This is a genomic window from Chloroflexota bacterium (assembly GCA_013152435.1).
Taxonomy (GTDB): Bacteria; Chloroflexota; Anaerolineae; order DUEN01; family DUEN01; genus DUEN01.
Map to the genome: position 1 here is coordinate 11,990 of JAADGJ010000095.1, position 22,610 is coordinate 34,599.

Annotated in this window: 7 protein-coding genes and 1 pseudogene (1 of these 8 cut by a window edge); 2 read left to right on the top strand and 6 right to left on the bottom strand. The window is 62.2% G+C overall.

Going from position 1 to position 22,610, the window contains the following annotated elements:
* Positions 1–205: 205 nt before the first annotated feature.
* The 6 genes from GXP39_13625 to GXP39_13650 form a co-directional block, all read right to left on the bottom strand.
* A complete protein-coding gene (locus GXP39_13625; protein NOZ29074.1) occupies positions 206–8,344 on the bottom strand; it encodes a DUF11 domain-containing protein in 8,139 nt (2,712 codons plus the stop codon).
* Positions 8,345–8,527: 183 nt separating this feature from the next.
* The gene (locus tag GXP39_13630; GenBank protein NOZ29075.1) at positions 8,528–8,749 is read right to left on the bottom strand and encodes a hypothetical protein; all 222 of its coding nucleotides are present in this window, start codon (positions 8,747–8,749) and stop codon (positions 8,528–8,530) included.
* An 8-nt stretch (positions 8,750–8,757) separates the two neighbouring features.
* Positions 8,758–12,534 (bottom strand): hypothetical protein, encoded by a 3,777-nt coding sequence (locus tag GXP39_13635; GenBank protein NOZ29076.1) that lies wholly within the window; start codon positions 12,532–12,534, stop codon positions 8,758–8,760.
* A gap of 376 nt (positions 12,535–12,910) precedes the next feature.
* Complete coding sequence (locus tag GXP39_13640) at positions 12,911–14,170, bottom strand: hypothetical protein (GenBank protein NOZ29077.1); 1,260 nt, start codon at positions 14,168–14,170, stop codon at positions 12,911–12,913.
* Between the two features lie 291 nt (positions 14,171–14,461).
* On the bottom strand, positions 14,462–14,848 hold the full coding sequence (locus GXP39_13645; GenBank protein ID NOZ29078.1) for a GxxExxY protein: 387 nt from the start codon (positions 14,846–14,848) through the stop codon (positions 14,462–14,464).
* A gap of 80 nt (positions 14,849–14,928) precedes the next feature.
* The gene (locus tag GXP39_13650) at positions 14,929–18,789 is read right to left on the bottom strand and encodes a tetratricopeptide repeat protein (protein ID NOZ29079.1); all 3,861 of its coding nucleotides are present in this window, start codon (positions 18,787–18,789) and stop codon (positions 14,929–14,931) included.
* A 463-nt stretch (positions 18,790–19,252) separates the two neighbouring features.
* Here GXP39_13650 and GXP39_13655 point away from each other — a divergent pair, with 463 nt between their 5' ends.
* Complete coding sequence (locus GXP39_13655) at positions 19,253–20,908, top strand: hypothetical protein (protein ID NOZ29080.1); 1,656 nt, start codon at positions 19,253–19,255, stop codon at positions 20,906–20,908.
* A gap of 26 nt (positions 20,909–20,934) precedes the next feature.
* Positions 20,935–22,610, top strand: a pseudogene (locus GXP39_13660) (tetratricopeptide repeat protein); it runs 249 nt beyond the window's last position.

Consider the following 22,610-nt stretch of genomic DNA (forward strand, 5'->3'; position numbering starts at 1 on the left):
CATATGGCAAGGGGAAAAACAGGTGCAACGTTATTGATCTTCGCTTAGATAAAGCAACATATGAATCCTGGTCTTCAGGAAACAGCGGGATTCTGTAGGGGCGACCTGCCGGTCGCCCCTACAACTACGTCGGTTCCAGAAGCTTATCCGAAACGAATGACGCGGCCGTATGTTCCTTTCACCATGCGAAGATCAATAATACAGATCACCTCCCAGATCGGCGCCGGCAGCACAGCCCCAGCATGCCCAGGGCCAACATTATCCCGCCGAGGAGCGTCAGCAGGCCTGGCGCCCATTCCTGGCCTGTGTTGGAGACCGTGAACCGCCTCAGGTTGACCGCGGTTGGGCCGGCGGCGATGTCCAGGCATCTGGAGAACTCGGATGTATTGCCGCTCGGGTCCGTCGCCGTGGCGGCGATAAACCGATAAGGCGGGGAGATCTCCTGGGAGAAGGCGGCGGTGAACGCCACGTGCCCGCTCCCGTCCGTGGTCACCGACTTAGAGCCGAGAAACCGCCGTCCCTCGCCATGCCCTGATGCATCGCACGCGCCATCGTAGAAAAACCTGAGGGTGTAAGCGGTCTGGGCCGCGGCATCCAGCGTGCCCGTGATGACCGTGCCGTTGGTATCGCTGACCCCCTTCTTCAAGACGGGATAGTTCTGCAGATCGTTGCCGCCCGAGTCGCCGTCGGCGGGATCGTTGGCCGTCACGCCGTCGTCGCCCAGGTCGATGCCGAGACCACCGTTGCTGAAGATGATGTTGGGATCGACGCGGTTGCCCGTGCCGTAGAGCACAGCGATGCCAGCGCCGCCATTGTAGGCGATCAGATTACCCTCCCCGGTGGCTGTGCCCCCGACGAGGTTGCCATTGGCATACCTCAGCTCCACGCCGTTATCCTGATTCCCCAAGCCTTTCGTGCCGCTGACATCGGTGCCGATCAGGTTGCCCTGGACCTTATTTCCCGATGCGTAGGAGCCGGTAAACGCCTTATTATCCATATCGACGCCATCATCATCATTCCCGGAAATGAGGTTGCAGGCGCCGGTGCACGGCCCGCCAGGTGTTGTCCCCGTCGCGCCACCGATGACATTGTTGACGGCTCCAACGAGGGCGATTCCATCACCGTTGTTACCCAGCTTCGCCGTTCCCGTGGTGTCGGTGCCGATGAAGTTCCCCTGGACCACGTTGCCCGTGGCACCGTTGCCCTGGATCTCAATGCCCGGCCCCACCCCGTTGCCGGAGATGAGGTTACGCGCAGCCGGCGTGGTCCCCCCGATGACGTTATTGGGGGCACCATCGATGCTTATGCCGATCCGATTGCCCACGGGAGCCTTCCCGCTGACGTCCGTGCCGATGAAGTTCCCCTGGACCACGTTGCCCGTGGCACCACTTCCGCTGATGGTCAGACCCGTCACCTGGTTACCCGAAAGGAGGTTACAGGCGCCGGTGCACGCCCCTCCCGGCGTCGTCCCAGCCGTCCCGCCGATCGTGTTGCCGGGGGCATCCGAGATGACGATGCCGTTCGCGCAATTGCCCAACTTGGCCGTGCCGCTTCGGTTGGTGCCTACGAAGTTCCCCTGCACCACATTGCCGGAGGCGGCGCTCCCATCGATATAGATGCCGTAATCATCGCCGATGATGAAGTTGCGCTCGGCCGATGTCGCCCCTCCGATGGTGTTCCCGGGCGCGCCCACGATGCGGACCCCCACATCGGTCACGGACGCGTCCCACGGCGTCAAGTTTGGCAGCGCCGTGATGCCGGCGGCATCCATGCCGATGAGGTTCCCGCGGACCACATTGCCGGTCGCGCTGCCGCCGGAGATCCGGATGCCATCGCCGTCATTGCCCGCGATGAGGTTATCGCTAACAACCGTGTTAGGCGCGCCATCGATCAGCAGGCCGCCCCCTACGTTCCCCCGATCCGAGCCGCCGTCGGCGCTGGTGCCGATGCGGTTGTGCCGTACCTGATTCCCGCTGGCGCCGCCGCCGGAGATGATGACGCCGGTGGGGGAGGTCCCCTGGCCGCTGCCGTTGCCCGACACCACGTTGCCCTGGTCGGCGCTGTCCCCGCCGATGATGTTCCCGGGCGCCCCCTCGACGAATACGCCCCCGGACCAGTTGCCCAGAGCCAATCCACCGTTCATCTGAAGGCCGATATAGTTCCCCTGGATCCGGTTGCCCGTTGCGTGGCTCCCCTTGATATACACGCCGTAGCCGTTGTTGGCGGCGATCACGTTGCGCGCCGCCGCGTCGCTGCCGCCGATGGTGTTGTTCGGCGCGTCCTGGATGAGCACGCCATGGTTGAAGTTCTTCACCTCGGCCGCGCCCAGGTAATCCGTGCCGATGAGATTCCCCTGGACCACGTTGCCCGATGCCGTCGTCCCGGAGATGACCACGCCATACACGTTTCCGGAGATGATGTTTCCGGCATGGGCCGCGGTGCCGCCGATGGTGTTGCCGGATCCGCCCTCGATCTGCACCCCGCTCCCGTAATTGTTCACCGCGGCCGAGCCGCCGGGGTTCGTGCCGATGACGTTGCCCTGCACCAGGTTCCCGGTGGACCCCGCCCCCGTGATGAAGACGCCACCCGACTCGTTGCCCGAGATCTGGTTGCCGTCTGAAACTCCCGTCCCGCCGATGAGGTTATTGGCCGAGTTCAGGATGTAGATCCCATACAGCCCATTGTTCCGAGCCGCGTAGTCGCCGTTGACGTCCGTGCCGATGTAGTTCCCCTGGATGACGTTGCCACCGCCGCCGCTTAGCTTGATGCCGTTGCCCCCGAAGCTGTTGATCGCCAACCCGCGGATGGTGCTATGTCCGCCGGTGATGACCAGGCCATCGGCGCTCGAGCCCGCCAGGCTCCCATTCAGCTCGATGCCCGGACCGGCCCCATGATTGGGCTGAGACGTCCCATCGATGGTCACCGGATCGGTAATGGGGGGAAGAGCGGATCGCGGCTGGATGGTCCGCACACCACCGCCGCCGATGTTGAATTCGATCACGTCCGCTCCCCTACTGGCGTTCGCCTCCTGGATGGCGGCTCGGAGCGAGCAGCGGCCATCGACGTCCATGGCGATGCCATCGCCTACACGCATGTCGTCGCTGTCGGTCGTGGTATCCACGATCAGCTTCTGGTAGGCGGGGCCGCCCGGGTCCACGATCTCCCCGTTGGCCGTGAGGTCGTCATCCCCACGCTGCCCATCGACGAGGTGGATCAGCAGGGTATGAGCATCCACTATCTCCACCCCGGTGGTGCCATCATACATAAAGCGATACCAGTGGGGCAATGGGTCCGTCGGCGTCGGGCCGTACTTCCAGAAAGTGTTCAACGTATAGGTGGGATGGAGGATGAGCCGGATGGTGACCGCCTGGCCGGGCGTGAGCCCTTTGATGGTGAAGTGATACAGGCCCATGGGATACGTCGTATGCGGCGGAGCCGTGAACGGGTCCGGGTTCGGCCTTATCCCCACATCCGTCAACTGGACGCCATTGGGGGCCACAAAGGTCGCATACTCGTTGTGATCGTTGAGCAGTGATGCCACGTTATCCTGCTGGCTATCCGGGATGCCGTCGTTGTTGCCGTCGCCGTTGTTCGGGGCCCCATCCTCTATCTGATCGCTCACGCCGTCGGCGTCCGCGTCGGGCGCGGGCTGAATGGTCGTGGTCTCAGCCGCCTGGTTGTCCGACTCATCCGGGTCGGGCGTGGTCGATGTCACCGTGACTTCGTTCGTGATAGAGCCCGTCTGTGCCGGGGCTCTCACCCGGAGGGTGATGTTCACGACGGCCGGGCTGGCCAGATCGCCCAAATTCCATATCAGGGGAGGCCCCACGCTAGTGGGCGCGGGGTTCGCGGAGATAAAGGCCACGCCCGGCGGTAACGCGTCCCGCACCGTCACGTCCTTGGCTGGGGCCGGCCCCACATTGGAAACTGTGATCCTGTATTCGAATTCGGTCCCCGCGACGACCGGATCGGCCGAGTCCGATTTCAGGATCTCCAGGCGCGCGCCGCGTTTGACCTGCGTGGGTTCCTCATCCTGGTTGTTGTCCTCATTTGGATCCGGCTCCGCCGCCGAGACGTAGACTTTGTTGAGAAGCCATCCCTCTTGCGCAGGGGCCTTGAGCCGGAGGTTGATCTCCCAGGATTCATTCGGGGCCAGGGTATTCCGTCGACATATTATCGTATGGCCCGTATGCGTACACTCTTGCGGGATACTGATCACGCCCACATTCACCGGTACCGTGCCGGTAACCACGACCATTTCCGTCGGTAACGTGTCGGTAACCACGAGCGAGGTGGCCGTCTCAGGGCCATTGTTCATGACGATAATGTTATGCGCGATCTCGCCTTCCGTCGCTACCGGGTCTCGCATATCCAGGATGACGGGCTCCAGATCCGCGCCCGGCCGGACGGTCGTCTCCTCCTGGGCGACGTTATTGAAGTACGAAGGATCAGGCTCCGCGGCGCTAACGATGACATCGTTCTCGATCGTCCCCTCTTGCATCGGTGCCCTGAGTTCGACGGAAACATCCTTGCAGTCCCCCGGGCTCAAGGTGCCAAAGTCGCAGCTCACGACGCCGCTGGCATACGAACACGCGGAGGCGTTCGCGCCATACAACTCCACAAAGGCGGCGCCTGAGGGTAATGTATCGGTCAACCGGACATTCGTGGCTACCTTAGGACCACCATTCGTGACGGTGAGGTTATATACGAGCCGTCCGCCCATCGCTACCGGATCCTTCAAATCCGAGTTGGTCACCTGAATATCCGCTCCCTGCTCCACCACGGTCTGCTCCGTGGCCGCGTTGTTGTTCAGATCGGGGTCCGGCTCTCTTCCCCTCGCGACGACCTGATTGACAATGGTGCCCTCGTCCTTGGGCGCTTTCAGGTTGACGGTCAGCACCCTGGCGGCGCCGCTGGCTAATGAACCAACGGTACATACGATCTGATTACCCGAGCGCGTGCAATCAGGCCCTGCGTCATCGAAGGTTACACCAGCGGGAAGGGTATCGGTGACTACGACCTGCGTGGCATCCTCCGGCCCCCTGTTCGTCACGGAGATCTTGTAGGTCAGCTCCCCTTCCGTAGCCACGGGATCATGTAGATCCCGCATCGTGATCTGGATATCCGCACCCTGTCTGACCGAGGTCTGCTCCACCCGGCTGTTGTTTGAGGTATCAGGATCCGGCTTAGCGCTTGAGATGGTGACGTGATTTGTAATCGTGCCCTCCTGCTGAGGCGCTTTCACCTTGATGAAGAACATCGTGCCCTGGTTCGCGGGCACATCGCCGACATCACAGGTGATCGTGACGCCGCTGTGCGTACATCGGGGTGGATCCGGATCGCCGGGGAGGGGCTCCACCTTGACGAAGGTCACCCCGGCGGGCAACGTGTCGGTCACCCGCATCCGCGTGGCCGTCTCCGGACCGTGGTTCGCCAGGGAGATCACATAAGTCAAGTCCCCACCCACCGCGACCGGATCCGGACTGTCAACTTGATTGATGGCCACGTCAGCGCCCCCGACGTAGATCGCCTTGGCGGCCCTGTTATTAGATCGGTCAGGATCATCTGGATCAACCAGGTCTACCTCCACCGTGTTCGTGATGACCCCTGTCTGTTGCGGCGCCCTGACCGTGATGTCCACTCCTATCATATCGCCAGCCGCGAGATCGGGGAGGATACACTTGATCAAACGGGGATTACCTGTCTCCTGGGCACAGTACGAGCTGGGTTCGACGCTGATAAAGGTGACTCCCTGGGGCAATGTATCGACCAGGTTGGGCGCAACGGCCTTTTCCGGGCCGTTGTTGGCGATCTGGATAACATAGGATAAGCGCGCCTCCGGCCGGACGGGATCGGGGTTGCCGTCTATCTGGAGGCTCAAATCGGCGCCGCCGACGGCCACGACCGCCGAGGCTTTATTATCCGATGGATCGGGGTCGAACTCCCAGGCGACGACCTCTACGGTGTTCGTGATCGTCCCCCTTTGCGTGGGTGCTTTGAGGGTGATGTCCACCTGAACCGAGCTATTGGCGGCAAACGTATCCCACGAACAGCGCACCTGATCGTTCACGTAACGGCAATGTGAGCTGGGGGCGACACTGACGAAGCTCGTGCCGGCCGGCAGGATGTCGAACAGCATCACCGAGGTCGCCGCGTTAGGCCCCTGGTTGCTCACAGTGATCCGATGGTGGATATCCCCGCCCGGCGCCACACGCTGAGGCGACGCGGTCTTGGTCACGCTTAAGTCGGCCGTCTTGGCGGCGATCGCGACCACAAAGGCGTCTTGATAGGCGGCACGGGCTCTCTGATAGGGGGCCTTGGTGGGAAAACGGTCGGATTCCGTCCTCCCTGACACGAAGATATTTGCCCCGTCCGTTGTCACGGCAATGCCGAGCCCTATATCGGTTCCTTCGCCACCCAGGAAGCTGGAGAACAGCAGGGAGGCGGCGCCGCTTTGCGCGGGGTTGAGTTCTGCTACGAAGGCATCGCTTCCCCCGCCGCCATAGGTGGGATAGAGCGCCTGCACGGTGGGGAAGTTCTGCGAGGATGTGCTCCCCACCGCGTAGAGCTTGCCATCATTCAGGGCCAGAGCCTCGATGTCGTCCGAATCGCTCCCGCCCAGGAATGTGGAGTAAAGTAACGCCGTGCCCGCGGCGTTGATTCCGGTGATAAAGCCATCACCGTGCCCACCATACGAGCTCTGATACGCGTTCGTAACCGGAAAATCCGCCGAGCCGGTCCCTCCCGCGACGTAAACCTTGCCACCATCCTCAACGATGCCAAACCCCGTCTCTCCGCCGCTACCGCCCAAGTAAGTGGAATAGATCAAGGCCGTGCCCGCAGCGTTCAACTTGGTGACGAAGGCATCTGTCGTCCCTTTCAAAGCGCTCTGCAGAGCGCCCTGTATCGGGTAATCCGCGGACTCGGTCCATCCGGTCACATAGCAGGTATCGTCCAGAGCATCAACAACGATGTCTGTGCCCACATCATCGCCACTTCCTCCCAGGTAGGTCGAGTAGACGAGAGAGGACGCTCCTGATTTCGCCGTATCCAGCTTTGTCACGAAAGCATCACCATACTCACTACCGGCCGCGGTACCACCCCCGTACTGGCCTTGGAATGCGCCATTTGTAATCGGGAAATCCACGGAGTTGGTATATCCGGTCACATAGACAGCATTTCCGTCTGCGTAGACGCCTTCCCCACTTTCCGCCCCCTGGCCGCCAAGATACGTGGAGTACAACAGAGCCCCCGAGCCGCTATCCAATTTTGTTATGAAAGCATCCGCTCCGGGAACGCTTCCTGGCTGAAAGGCGTTCTTGACCGGGAAGTCGATGGAGAAGGTCACCCCGGTGACATACACGGCCCCCATGGACAGGCTGATATCGTTAACCCAATCCGCTCCACCGACCCCATAAGGCACCCCATCTGTCGTCCCACCGAGATAGGTGGCAAAGGCGAGCCGACCATCGGAGTAGAACTTAGCGATAAAGGCATCCGTTTCCCCGGGAGCACTCCCACTAGTCCCCGGGAAATCGGTGGAGCTGGTCAATCCAGCCACGTAAGAGGTCTTATCGGACGAGTCCACAGTCACCGCGCGCGCTTCGTCGTTCCCGTTCCCCCCCAGATAAGTGGACCAAGCGAGGGTCGGGTCGATCACCAATGGACGCGAGGGATCGTAGGGCCCCACGCGGAATCCCACTTCCCGCTCCCCGAGGAGGACGAACCGGCCGGGGATCGAATGTCGGATACCCTCCACCTCCTGATAGATGAACGGCGCGCTTTCCACTAGCTCGCCCCCATCCACCTGCAGCACGAGGGCCCCATCCTCCCGTAGACGTAGGGCCTCCACGCCCTCGTAGGCCAGCCGGATCGCCCTCGGATTCGCCCCAGGCGCGACCAGGAACGTGCTCTTCAGCTTTCCACCCTCCCCGCCATAGATCAGATCCACGCCCGGGTAGAGGTCACGATACACCACGGATCCATAGGCGGGTACGCGCGTGCGCCACCTCGCCGGGTCATTGCCGATGTAGTAATTGATGATGGCCGACTGGCGATCGCGTCCCCTCATATCCGGGACAGGGTTAGCGCCCACAAAGCGGATGCGTATGGTGGCCCCCTTCGCCGGGCTTTCCTCTCCTCTAGGAATCGCCAGCGGAACGCTACGCAGCGCCAGCCAGAGGGCCTCTTGGGTTAGCCAGGCCGTCCCCCCGCTTACCCCATGCATAAGGAAACGTACACGGGGATCGAATTGCCCCACGTTTTGGACGAACCATAGCGACACCCCGCGCAGGCCATGGGTCGGACCCGTTTGCTCGTCCATCAGATCAACCAGCCCGGCCACGTGCCCATCCGAGGGAGACGGTGCCCCAAGCGCCGGCTCCCAGCCACCCGGCACACAGGCCGAGACCAAGAGCAAGATGAGCCAAGCGGATACCCCAAGTTCACAAAGGCGTTTCATCTCCTTCCTCCCCTCCCTTGCCGGAGCACTGGCCCCAATACGAAGCCTCGGAGGAGCCTTAACAGCTCATTTCAGACGAACGGAGGGCTCTCCTACATCGGAGAGTCCCCCGATCCAGCGTTCGATGAAGCGCAGCAACTCTTCCCAATCCCGCACGTAGGAGATCTCACCGGAGCGGACGTGTTGCACCCACCCGCGCCAGGCCGGCTGGCCATCATCCGTCGCGGGGGCCGGTTCCCACCAGATGCGAATCACGAAAGCACTATAGCGTCGATCGGAACTGGTCATGATAAACCTCATCGCCCGAGCAACATCGGCAGGTACGTCCGATGGCCCACGTAAACCCGGATCGTGTCGGAGGCCACATTGCCGTCGCCGTCCACGGCGGTCACGGTGATGCGATGCCAGCCGGGGCTGAGGCTCGGCACCAGAAGCTTCTCGCCCGTGCCCAGACCGCCATCCCGGTCCGAGCTCCAGGTGTAGCCGCCATCCCCCAGCGGCCCGTCCTCGGCGTCGTAGCCAGCGGCGGCGAGGAGCACGGGTGCACCCGGGAGGAGGGCGGCGCCATCCTCCGGCGCGACCACAAAGACGATCGGCACCTTGGCCGTCACGATGAACGGGCCGGTCACATCCTCGGAAGTGTTTATGCCATCGGTGACCATCACCTTCAACATCCCCTCAGAGGTCTCCGGCCAGAGGTAGGTATCGAGAGTGACCTGGGTCTCCTCTAGATCAGAGGCCAACAACTCCCATGTCTCGCCGCCATCCACGCTCAGATAGACCGCGCTCGTGACTGCATCGCCGTCTGCGTCCTGGGCCTCCCAGGAGAGCGTCAGGATATCGGGGGCCGTCCCCGTCACCGGGTGAACGCTCACCGTCGGGGGATGGGGGCTGATGTCCAAGGAGTAGATCTCTTCATCCTCGTGCGTGATCACGAAGCGGGTCGCCGTGGGCTCGTACGGCAAAAGCGTCATGAAGGCGCCCACCGTACTGGTAGAGGCCTCGGTGGCCCATATCAGATCGAAGGGCCGTTCGGAGACCACGTTCCCTTCGCCATCCACGAGTTGAGCCGTGTAAGGCGCGCCGGATGGGACATCGGGCATTGGATGCAAGCTCGAACCGGATAGCTTCGTCATCGGCCGCACCGAGACGGCTTGGGTTTCCGTGTCGATCCGGCCCATCACGATGAGGTAATCCGCGTCTGGCTCCAACTCCGAGGCGGTTATCGCTGCCGCACTGGTCTTCGCTACCGGCGTCGGATTCAGTCGCCCGATGAGCTGCCGATAGCTATAGTCCGATATCCACTTGGGCCGGCAATAGGTCATGAGGTCACTATTGTGCTTGGGGTGTTTGATGGTGGGTGGGTTATACCAGGTATCGATTCCCCAATAATCCCGATCGCCGCCGTTGCTCAGCCATGTGCCGGGATACGGGTAGTTCTCAAAGGGAGCCCCGGGGAGCCAACAGCCCTGAACATGGCCTAAGCCGCCCAGGGCGTGCCCCAGCTCATGGGCCAGGTCCTCCGATCGACGATACAGATCGTCCGTCCGCACCCATGCGACCTGGAGTCCAGCCCAACTCTCCCCCGCCATGAACCAATGGCCCCCCTTCTTGAAACCGACGACGGCGAAGCCTCGATCATTGGACCGAGGGTCTTGTACGAGCTTGTTATACAGCGCGAGCAAAGTCTTGGCGGAGCTATCCCACTTGACGTAGTCGCCGCTGCGACGGGTCAACCTCACTCGAGCTACAGGGAACATGCGTTGTATCAACAGATGCATGGATTTGTAATCCCGGTAGAATGGCCCACAGCCAGGGTCGTCACATCCCTCCCGGACCTGCACGGCCCTGATGGTGATCGTGTTGGCATCACCAAAGGTGACGGTCCTCACATCCTCGTTATTCTTCAAGTCGGGATCGCAGTAGCCTGACGGGACCTGAACATGACCCTGGATCGTGATCTTCTGCGATGGCCTCGTCCAGGCTTTAGGCACATAGCAGTACAGGGCGTTGGTGATCCGGGCGCGCTCGCGGACCTTCGAGGGATCGGTTAAGGTATCGATGACGAACTGCTGGCTGGCGCATCGAACCCGGCTGGGGCCTATCTGGGCACCTCCGCGAGTGGCCGTGAGGTATCCGCGTAATGGAGCGCTCAAAGTTTCCCTGTGATCTCCCACAACGAACAGGCGAACGACCGTCAGTTTGTACCCCACAAGCGGCACGTCGTTGTCGAGGTTTTGAATGCTCTGTGTGATCTCCATGTCCCGGATTCGGAGATCCAAAGTGGGCACGCCTGAAGGACATACATGAGGCGTCGAGGTCGGCGTGGGCGTGGGCGTCTGCGTGGGCGTCGGCGTGGGGGTGGGGGCGAAGACCTGCAACGCCAGGTCGTAATCCGGGTTCTCCCCACCGCTCGTCTTGGGATACACCCGGACGTAGTAATAGCCCTTGCTCAACGCCTCGTATTCCAACTGTTCATCGTCCGTTCGGCTCTCGGCCTTCTTGACGAGCGATGGCGGCTCGTCGTCGTTGTAGATCGCCAGGTCCAGATCCCCATCCGCATGCCGGAACCCGATGGTGGCCCGCAAGGTATCGTGCGTATCGAGCCCAACGGCAAACCAGTCCTCGTCGCCAGAACAGATGCTGAGGCTGGTAGTGATGAAGTCGGTGTAAGGCCAGGCACGCAGCAAAGCCTGCTGATAGCTATCGTTGGGCTCCAGACGATCGGGCTGACATGAGGTAGGAGTGGGCGTGGGAGTGGGAGTGAGCACTTCGCCGGCGATGTGGTACGGATGCGCCGTGTCGTAGTCGCCGATGATCTGGCTGTCCACCCGGGCGTACCAGGTGCCGCTGACGTCGGCCGTGAAACGGATGGCTTCATCGCTGGTGCCGGAACGAGCTGATTGCGCAGCCCAAGTGCAATTCGGGCGATAGAGGCTGAGGTTGTAGTTCTTTGGTAAGTCTGTGAGCGTTACCTGGATGGTGTGGCTGATGCCCACCGAAGGGATCTTCCAATAATCCAGATCCTCAGGCGTGCAGACATAGCTCCACCATCCGGATTCGGTGAGCGACCAGGCGGGGCCGCCGCAGACATCATTGGGCTCGAAGCCATCGGGGCACCCGGGATAGCGCGGCGTGGCCGTCGGTGTCGGCGTTGGGGTCGGCGTCGCTCCCCCGCTCAGGGTCACCAGCAGTTCGTAGGGGTTAACGAGCTCGTCCTGGGTGCCAAAGACCAGCGCGTAGTAGGTGCCGGGCTGATCGGCGGCGAGCACGATCTCCTCCTCGGCCGTGCCCGCGTTATAGGACTGCCCGATCAAGGCGCGCGTCGGATCGTACAGCTCCAGATCGGCGTTGTAGGCCATGTCATACAGGCGGACGGAGATTTGCTGGCCCTCAGAGACATTGAACGCGAAGTAGTCCAGGTCGTCGGAGGTACAGATGTAGGATGGGATCGGGGTGCCGGCCGCGATGCGGGAAGCTGTGTCGAAGTCGTCGTTCGGCTCGTATCCATCCGGGCATCCCTGCGCAGTCGCCGTGGGCGTCGGGGTCGGCGTGGAGGTAGCCGTGGGGCCGCTGGAGGTGATGCGCAGGGTGTAGGGGTTGGGGAGCTCGCCCTCCGTGCCCCAGACCCGCACGTAGTAGTTCCCCGCCTGCTCGGCCACGTATACGATCTGCTCAGGTACGGAGCCGCCATTCGCCGAGGTTTCGATCCAATCCGTGAGAGGGCCATACAGATCCAGTGTAGCGTCCCAGGCCAAGTTGAAGAGGTCAATGACGACCTCCTGCCCCATCTCCAGGTAGAAGACGTAGTAATCGCTATCCTCGACCGGGCACACCTCCGCGTTGTAGAGGATGTCGAACTCCGCCGGCGTGGCCTGGTCGAACCAGTTATTGGGCTCGTAGGGATCCGCGCACTCCGCCGCACGCGCGGGGGTCGACGCGATCGAGCGACCATCAGCGCCCGCGCGGCCCCCCATCGCCACGGCGGAGAGGCCGATCATGAGCCCGAACAAGAGAGCCGCCACCAGGGCCAGGCCCCCAGCCCTGCCGATCACCATACGGGTTTCCTTCATGTGCTGACTCCTCACCCGCGTCGGGCTCGCGAGCGAACTCGACGCGGCTCACGCACCGCACACACCACGAAGTTACTAAGAGTGTGTCTGAGAAATGCCGTTGCTTCTGCTGTGGGGAGGCTCGGAGGGGCGGAGCCCCTCCGGAAAAAGCCCTTCTTTTGCCCTCGGCCTGCCTGGCCTCGGCTTGAGTCCTTCGGGAAGGGCCGAGAAAGGCAGGTACAGGCCGGAAAAGTGGGATTTCCGTGGAGGGGAGCCCCCCCACACACCTCCCCCTGTGGAGCTGGTCGTTGAGGGAGACCCCGCAGAACATCTCGCCGGTAAATTTTCAGACACGCTCTTAGCGCCTTAGCGGTTCCTACCGCTCTTTTCAGCCCCCTTAGCGCCTTTTGAGGATGACGGGGGCATACATGCGATGCATCGGATACTCGTCGGCGCCGACGTCGCATCCCTTCCTAGGGCGCCTGCCGCCGTCCACGTCCACTGTCACCCCGGCGTCCACCCCGGCATCGATCGCCGCCGAGTTGCGGGTCAGATGATAGCCGTCGGCGGCGAAGGCGGGGTCGCCAGAGCGGTCCAGGGTGTGAACGATCGCACCCGGCCCGGTCCAATTAGTCGCGTTGCCATGCCACAGCGTCGCCGTGAGCGTGACCGTGTTCGCCTTGCGGGTTGAGAGCTTGATCCCCGCGCTGTGACCGGAGATGATCGTGTTGGTCATCACCACCTGGCTGGAGTCGCTGGGGAACCCGGTGTTATCCACGAAAACGCCGCTTTTGCCGCTGTTGTTCGCCAGGGTGGTATGCAGCCAATGGGGGAACGCGCTATAGACGAAGGCCCCGGCCCCCTCATCGCTCACCGCCCGATTCCCGATGATCACGTTGTTCACCAGGGTGGCCCGACTATCATTGAAGAACAGGCCGCCTCCTCCCCAGGTGGCCCTGTTCGCACGAATGATGTTCCGCTCCAGGCGATCATAACCGCCGAGCAGGTAGAGGCCGGCCCCCGAGTCGGCCGTGTTGGACAGGATCGAACATCCCTCGATGTGGGCGCTGTAAACGCCACCGGAGGAGTTCAAGAACACGCCGCCCCCTCGATACGCCTGGTTATCATGGATGGTGAGGTTGCGCAGGGTGACGGTGCTGATGTGCACGAAGATCCCGCCGCCGGCATCGTTGCCCCACGGGTCGCCGCCCAATCCCGTGGCGTCGCCCCCGGTGATGTGCAGATCCTGCACGGTGAGGCGGATATAGCCGGACACGTAGAGCACACGCCCCTTGCCCTTGGCATCCAGGATGGTGGGATGGGCCGTGGGATCAGGAGCATCCCACCGGGCTGTGGAGTAGCCCCCGCGCAGGGTGAGGGATTTGGTAATGTACACCACCTGGGTGATACCCTGGCGTGCGTGGACGTCGGAATAGGTCCCCTGGGCGATCTTGACCGTGTCCCCATCCTGGGCCGCGTCCACCGCGGCCTGGACCGTGGCGTAGCAGGGGGCCGCCCCCCCGCAATTGCCGTTGGGGGCCACATACAGGACGCCGGAGTCGGCGAGGGCCACGCCGCCCTGAGCCCCCAACAATCCCAACAGCCCCAAAGCCAACCCCAGGCCCAGGGCCAAAGCCAACATCACTCGCCCGCTCATAAATCGCCCCCTTATGTCAATAGATGAGGTGAAGAGTTGCCAGCGTGAACGATGGAGCCAAACAAAAAAACACACCGCCGCCTGCCGACGGCAGTGTGCCCAAACCACGTCTCCAAAGCGTCTCAAGGAGACCGATCCCCACCCAACCTTGGGCTCATTTCGTTGGGACGCTGATGCCGCTGATACTCGCAGATTCTCACAGATGGATCGACGCCGATCAGAGCTCCCTGATGTACATTAACATGCCAATGGGGCACTGACGTCACGAGGGGGACGCCAGCGCACATCCTGCTACCTGCGACGAGCGGTCTCGTATATCTTACGACGCACTTGTGGCTCGGGTCCGAAGTTGAGCAGCAACCCCACCTCGATCTCCGTTGCCTTGAGATAGTTCAGAAGCTGGGCCTCATGCTCAGGAGCAATGGCCTCGGCCGCCTTCAGCTCAACGATCACCAGACCATTGATCAAGAGATCCGCGTAGTACTCGCCCACGACAATGCCATCGTAATGGACTCTGATAGGCGCCTGCTGGATGACATCGAATCCCCTACTGCGCAGTTCATGGGCCAGGGCGTTCTCATACACCTTCTCCAAGAAGCCATAACCCAGGGTGTTGTACACATGATAGAAGGCGTTGATAATGGCGCTGGTCAGCCTACTATGTTTGTATCCCATCATCCTATCCTCTGAAGGCTAACAGGATCCACAAGCAGAAGCACGATCAGCGCAAATCAGCGTGCATCTGTGGCATCTGCGTGCTATCGATTTCGGCTTCCCCGGGTGCGTATCTCGTGCCCGGCCCGGCGGAGGGCGGCCAGGTCCCGCTTGATGGTGGCCCGGCTCACGCCCAACGCGTCCGCCAGATCGTCCACGGTGGGCGCGGCGCCCTGCTCCCCCGCCTCCCGCAGCAGGCGCAGCAGCCGATGCCGACGGCGGGCGACCTTCCCGACGACGGCGTCATCCCCGCCATCCTCCACCGTCCAGATGACCTCCACCCACTCATCGTCGTGCAGCGCCCGGCCGGTGGGAGCCCCCTCCCGTGGGAGGCGACGGATCACACGTCGGGGCCGGGTTCCCTCCCACGCCTCAACGATCGCCCGGTGCTCCGGTATCCGCTCCAGGCTCATACGCCGCTGCTCCGGCGAGACACCCTCCAACAAACGCAACATCCCCTCACGAGCCTGCCGCAAGGCCACGCGGGCCTCCTGATCCCGGCCCAGAGCGGCCAACACCCGGTAGTGCACGAAGGGAATGAGATAGGATTGCTCCACGCCGGGGCCCAGCCGGGCCATCGCCTCACTGGTGGCGACCAGAGCCTCCGCTGGTTTTCCCATCGCCAGGAGCACCGCGCCCCGATCGGCCAGCAGGTTGGTCGCCAGATCCGCCATGCCCAGCTCCCGGGCGATGGACTCCGCGATCTCCAGATATTCCAAGGCGACCGCCGGCTTCCCCTCTCGCAGGCTGAGACGGACCAACGCTCGATAGACCTGCACGGCGATCCAGCGCTCGCCGGACACCAGCAGGAGGGCCAGGCCGGCCTCCAGGCGGCTCCACGCCGCCTCCATCTGCCCTTGCAGCAACGCCATCTGCCCCAGCACACCCAGGGACTGGCCCTCGTAAATGCGATCACCAGTCTCCCGGAAGTACGCCCACGCGGCCTCGGCGTCAGCGACGGCCCTCTCCACGTCGCCGAGTACGGTGCCATACACCGATGCCCTGTTGATGCGCACGATAGCCTCGCCCCGGCGGTGTCCGGTCGCCGAGAAGATCGCCAGGGCCTCGTCGTAGCACCTGAGGGCCTCGCCTACCTCCCCGCGCACGTAGCGTACGTTGCCCAGGTTGAGCAACGTACGCGCCTCGCCGTAGCTATACCCCACCTCGCGGGAGGCATCCAGGGATCGGGCGTAACAGCTCAGGGCGGCGTCCGTATCCCCCTGCTCCATGTGGAGGATGGCCAGCAGGCCCAACGTCTCGGCCTCCCCAAAGCGATTTCCCGAGGATCGACAGAGGACCAGCGTGGTCTCCAGCTCCGTCCTCGCGGCGGCATACGCCTTCACGCCGAGAAGGGCATTGCCCAGCGCGGAGCGGGCCTCGATCTCACCCCCCGTGTCGCCCCGGTGTCGGTACAGTCGAACGGCGGACCGCAGAGGGGAGAGGGCCTCCGCCGGCCTGCCCGACCAGTTGACGATCATCCCCATGGCCGTAAGCGCCGCCGCCTGGCCGCCCTCATCGCCCAAGGATTCCGCCAGGGACAACGCCCGCTGCGCCGCCGACCGGGCCTCCTCGTAGCGGCCGAGATGAGCCAACAGCCAGGCCCGACGACGGTGCACCTCGGCCAGGCGCTCAGGATCTCCACCGGCCAGGTCCGCCAACGCGGCCAGATCGGCCGCCTGCTCCTCCCTCCGCCCCAGGACGTTCAGCACCTCCTCGCGCCGGATGCGGATCTCCCACTGCGCCTCCCGATCGTCCGCGCCGGCGAGCGCGAGCGCCTGATCGTAATGGGCCAGCGCCTCCTCGTGGGAGTACATCGCCTGAGCCCGCCGACCGGCTTGCAGGCTGTAAGCCAACGCCTCGTCCCGCACCCGCCCCAGGGCAAAGTGACGGGCCAGAGCCTCCACCCGTTCCGGGTGCAGGGCCTCCAGCGCCTCGCCGGCACGCCGATGCAGCCGCCGGCGCGCCTCCTCGTCCAGCTCCAGGTACGCCACCTGGCGTATCTTGTCGTGGCTGAACCGGTAAGCGGCCGGCTCCTCCACCAGGAACCGGCGCCGTACCAACGCGCTCACCGCCGCCAGGACCGCCTCCCGCGGCAGATCGCTCGCCTCGGCCAGCAGGGAGAAGTCGAAATCGGTCCCCAACACGGCCGCGGCGTCCAGGACCGCCCGCTCATCCGGCTCCAGCCGCGCCAATCGCCGGGCGATCACCTGATACACCCCGGGCGGCAACGGCAGCTCCGCGTAGTCCGTCGTCACCTCATCCCAGAGGGTGCTCCACTCCCCAGAGGCATCGCGATAGAGCACGCCCTCCTCATGCAGGGCGCGCAACATCTCCAACACGAAGAGCGGGTTCCCCTCCGCCTCGCGGTACAGCCGCCTCTCGAAGTGCGGCACCTCACGCGCCAGGCCCAGGCTGCGCCTCACCAGCTCGCCTGTCTCCCGGGCCGTCAGCCGGGGAAGCCTCAGGCGCTCGCCATACTCCACCCGGTCCAGCGCCCGTAGCGCATCCCACACCGCCCCTCGCGCCCGCGCCTCCTCGTCCCGATAGCTGAGGATGAGCAGCACGCGGCCTTCGGCCAGGCGGCGCGCCAGGTAGGGCAGCACCTCCAGCGTGGCCTCGTCGGCCCATTGCAGATCGTCCAGGATTAGCACATGTGGGGCGATCCGCCCAAGGGCAAGCACCAGGCGGGTCAGCGCCTCCCACAGGCGCATCCGCTCCTGCTCCGGCTCCAGGGCGGCGCGTGGCGGCAGATCAGGCAGCCACTCCGCCAGCTCCGGCAGGAGCAGGCTCGCCTCCCGCAGCCAGATCCCCTCCATCAGATGGGCCAGCTGCCCGGCCCGCATGGGCGAGAGCCCGGCTCGCAACGCCTCGCCCAGCACGCCGTAGGGGGGCGATTCGGCCAGCTCACGCCCACGACCCCACAGGACCCGAGCCCCCCGCCACCCCGCGTCATGGGCGATCTCCTGCAGCAGGCGGGTCTTGCCCACCCCCGCCTCCCCCTCGACGAGGATCAGGCCGCCCCGGCCGTGGATGGCCCCCTCCAGCCGTTCCACCAGCGCGGCCCGCTCCGTCCGCCGCCCCACCAGCGGGACTTCTCCGCTCCCCTCCAGGAGAGGCGAAGGCGGGGCGCTCGCGGGGAGGTAAGCCACGTCCACCGCCCCGGCGCGGGCGGCGATCTCACGGTACAGGGCGACGGTGGCGGCCGCGGGCTCAACTCCTAACTCCTGCGCCAGGGCCGCCCGGCAGAGCTCGTACTGCTCCAGGGCCTCACGGTGCCGCCCCAACAGGTAGCAGAGGCGCATCACCTCGCGATGCCCTTCCTCACGCAGGGGATCCTCCATGGTCAGCTGGCGGGCGTAATGCAACGCCTCCTCATAGTCCCCCTGAGTCCTGCAGAAAGCCAGCAGCCGGTCCAGGGCGGCCAGGTACATCTCCCGCAGCCGCTCCCGCTCGACGAGCACCCAATCGTCGTAGTATCCGGCCATGAAGTCGCCACGGTAGAGGCCGACGGCCTCCCTCAGTCCCTCGACCGGGCCCGGCAGGTCCATGGACCGGGCGGCCTCAAGCGGGGCACATCCGGCCCGGAACGCCTCCACATCCGCCCAGCAAGGCGCCTCGGGATGAAGGCGGACGACGTCGCCTTCGGTGAGGATGAAGGGGACCGAGACGGGGAGATCGGAGAGATGGTGGCGGATTCGCCATAGCGCCTGTCTCAGCCGGCGGCGGGCCTGGGCGTTGGGGAGATCCGGCCAAAAGGTGCCGGCCAGGAGGTCGCGTGTATGCGGGTGACGGTAGGTGACGAGGTAGCCGAACAGGGAGCGCGCCGAGCGGCTGGCGAAGGGCGAAAGCGGGACATCGCCCCAGCTCAGGGAGAAGCCGCCGAAGAGGTGGACTCGAAGGAGCACGTCCTCTCCCTGCGAAGGGGGCGATCTCGGAGGTAGACCGGAGCGAACAGAACCTGCCATCATCTCATCGTGAGCCCCGAGCGGAACGCAAGGGTGTGTGAAGTTTCACACAGTATACCCGGGGTCGCCGCTTCAAGCAACCAGGTGCCACGCGCCCTGACGTGAGGGGAGGGGCCGTCGCGTGTGGACTGCGCGAGGTTGGACATCTGATCGTGGAGGAATGCAAGGTACAACATTCTGTCGGGTTACGCCCAGGGGTACTACCCTACCGGGCGACCCGGCCTCACCATCGTGGAATGGGCATTTCAGCAAGATCTGCACACATCCAGCGACGCCAGGGAAACCCTTTGCAACAGCCGTGCTTTTGCTTTATACTTGATCCTGACATCGTCCCTTCGTCAAGACATCGGTCACCCCACCGCCTGCTCAAGGTGTCCGTTCCTTCCCTGAAGGGGTTCGATCCATGTCCAAGGGATCCTATCCGCATAACCCAAGCAAGGGCGATCTCCTCAAGCACGGGGCACTGGCGGTCTTCATCGAGGCCATCGGCAATTGCTGTCAGCCTTGGGGACCGCGCCTGGCCGTCCTGGGCACCATCGTCAAGGAGATCATGGAGATCATGGACGCGCGGGGCAGCGCCCCGGAAACCGCCCGCCGGGCCATCGCCGAGCTGGCGGATATGTACCAGGAGCGCCTTCGTCGGGAAATGGCCCGCCATGCCCAGGCAACCACCGAGGTCGCCCTAACCGAAGCCATCGATGTCCTGAACGATCTCGGGCTAACGGACGATGATCTCGCCAGGAGGGCAGGTCTGGACGCCGACAAGGCTGCCAGGATCGTGCTGGACAGCGCCCGGGATCGCCTCTCCCTCCTGAATTGGGAAGAGAAGGATCTGACCCAGCGGCTGGTGAAAGCCTACTACGAGGGATACCTCCGGCACCGAGACACGCTCACCCGGGTGGGCATCCCCGCCTTTCTGCTCCTGCTGGAGCGGCTGCCGGATATCGAGCGACGGCTCGTGGAGGTCCTGGACTCGGACCGTAACAAGACGTGGCGCTACGTACGTTGGCCAGTGCGCGACTACGATCGCGCCCTTGGCCTCCACCCCATCGCTCTGCTACCGGAGTACTGCCCAGTTTGCTACGTAGGGACGCGACATCGGGCGGCATTGGAAGATCTCCTGGCCTGGACACGCAGGCTGGCGGAGCGAGAGATAGGCCAACGGTTAGGCTTGCGCCTCTACGTAGGCTCTAGCGGCGCAGGCAAAACTCGACTTCTCATCGAGGCCGGGAAGGTCCTACGTAGAGAGGGCTGGATTGTGGGCTTTCTAGCCGACGGGGTAGTGACAGAGAAGAACGTTTACCATCTCTTGGATAAGGACCAACCTACGCTTCTTATCTTGGACCATGCAGGCGTCCGTTCATCGGAGGTGGAGGACTTACTCTGCGCCATGGCTGAGCATCGCCACCGTACTGATCCTTTTATCCTTATCCTCCTAAACCGGATTGAGCCCCGCTGGTTCAAGGACACTATAAACCCCGGGAGGGACTTCCGGTATGTAGACTTGCCTCGTCTCTTAGACTTGAGCACAGTGGAAAAAACGGCCATTCGCATACCCATTCTGCCCGATATCGACCGGATTCTTTTATTCCAAGAAGCTGTTCGCTGCTTTCAAGAGATCACGACACTACAGGTGGTGAGCACTGTTCCTATTCCCACTTCCGTACCTGAAAATCCGCGCTTTGTTCTTCTCTTAGCTCTCCTAGCCCTAGCCGAGAAGGACACCGATAACACCATCGACAAAGAAATGATTCTAAACTTTGTATGGCAGCAAGAACGAGACGAATGGATTCACCAATTAAAAAAGGAGGGATTGCCCGAGGTACTCAGAGATGACGCTCTCAAATTCGTGGAAGAAGTATGTGCTTTGAAGATTCTAGGTCGTCCCCTTGAAACGCGTGAAGAAATATTAACGATATTAAATAAACGATTCCCATACAGAATTGATCCCAAGAACCAGGCAATCATCATCAATGTTATTCGTTCTCATACGCATTTTAATATCCCAGAACCTCTTGCAAGTTATATTATCAACAGAGTGCACACACTAGACATTTAGCATAATGGCTATGGAAGGTTGCAACGATGAGATTTGATAAACATCACAAGGTATGGCAGCAAGTGCGTTGGCCTGTACAACAAATTGATGCATCACTTAGCATTCGGCCCTCAGTAGTGCTCCACCCTAGCTACCGTCTTATTCCCTACGTTGGAGAGCGTCACAAAGCTCTTCTTGATAACCTTCTTTCATGGGCACATGAATTACAAAAGAGCGAGCAGGGCCTTCTAGGTTTACGGCTATACGTGGCACCGGGTGGCGCGGGCAAGACACGTCTTCTTATTGAAGCAGGAGAAAGCCTACGTCAGGAAGGTTGGCGAATCGGCTTCCTGCCCCAAGGATTAATCACGCACCAAAACGCTGCATACCTCCTAGATGACAAAGTGCCTACTTTGTTAATCATGGATTACGCAAGTACACGATTTGAAGAATTTCAATCTTTGTCTCATGCTATCATACATAGCACCAGAGAATGGCGTCATCCTTTCGTGTTAATCTTATTAGATCGATCCGTTCCCACATGGTACTCAAGCACTATAGATGAGATCTCTCGGGAAGTACCAACTCTGTGTACTTCAATAGATAAAGAGCCTTATGTTGTGCCACCACTAACAGATGCAGAGCGCACACTGTTATTCAAAACAGCAGTTGACAAATTGAGAGAAGTATTTGAGAATACTGAAACTCTCTTGCGATCCGACGAGCTATTAGTGCCTAAACCGTTACCTAAACGACCTCTCTTTGTCCTTCTCCTTGCTTTTCTAGCTTTGGTGGGAGAGCGACCAGAGAATACTATGAACGAGGAGGAGATCCTAGAGCTAACGTGGAGGCGGGAACGTGCTCTGTGGCGACGTCGCCTACGGACCATGGATCTCCCCGAAGTATATGAGCAGGATGCTGTGGATTTCATCGAATCGGTGCGCCTATTAGCCACCTTAGGCCGTTCCTTTGTCACGACTCAAGATGTAATTGCATTTCTGAAAGATCACTTCACCTTGCCTATAGATCCCCGAAGCCAAACTATTATCACCAACGCCATATGTCCCACACTTCCGTATCGCGTACCCTCAATCGAGCCCGATCCTCTAGCTGATTTTGTAATAGAAAAATGGCTCAAGGAGAGGCCCGAGCGTCTTCTCTTGACCTTGCCAACGCGTGTAGAAGTTGTGACTGCCCCTGTGGAAGCAGCAAAAAGGACCTGGAGAGTCCTCACCACCCTACAGCGCATTTGGGCCCATCCTCGTCACGCCACGCCGGAAGAAGTGGAGAGATGGCTGCATACAACCGCCGAGCGTCTGAGCCACCTTCTTACCCCACCGGAGAGAGGTGAGGACCCTGAAATGACATGCCAGACGTGGACTTTCTTGAAGGAGTTGGAGCGGCACCTTCCCGACCCTCAGCGCACTGTGTTTTTCCGCCCCCTGGTGGCCCAGATCCATGCTGCCCAACTGGCCTTTGTTCCCACAAAAGCCTTGATAGAACGCTCTCGACTCCTCAACAATTTGTCTGTTGCTCTCTCCGCTTTGGGGCAACATGAGGAGGCGCTACGTGCAATAGAAGAGGCGGTGAAGCTATACCGGAAGTCGGCAGCCCAGAACCCCGATGTCTTCTTGCCCGACCTGGCCTCAAGCCTCAACAACCTGGGCGCTCGCCTCGCCGACCTGGGCCGCCGCCAGGAGGCCCTGCAGGCCTCCCAAGAGGC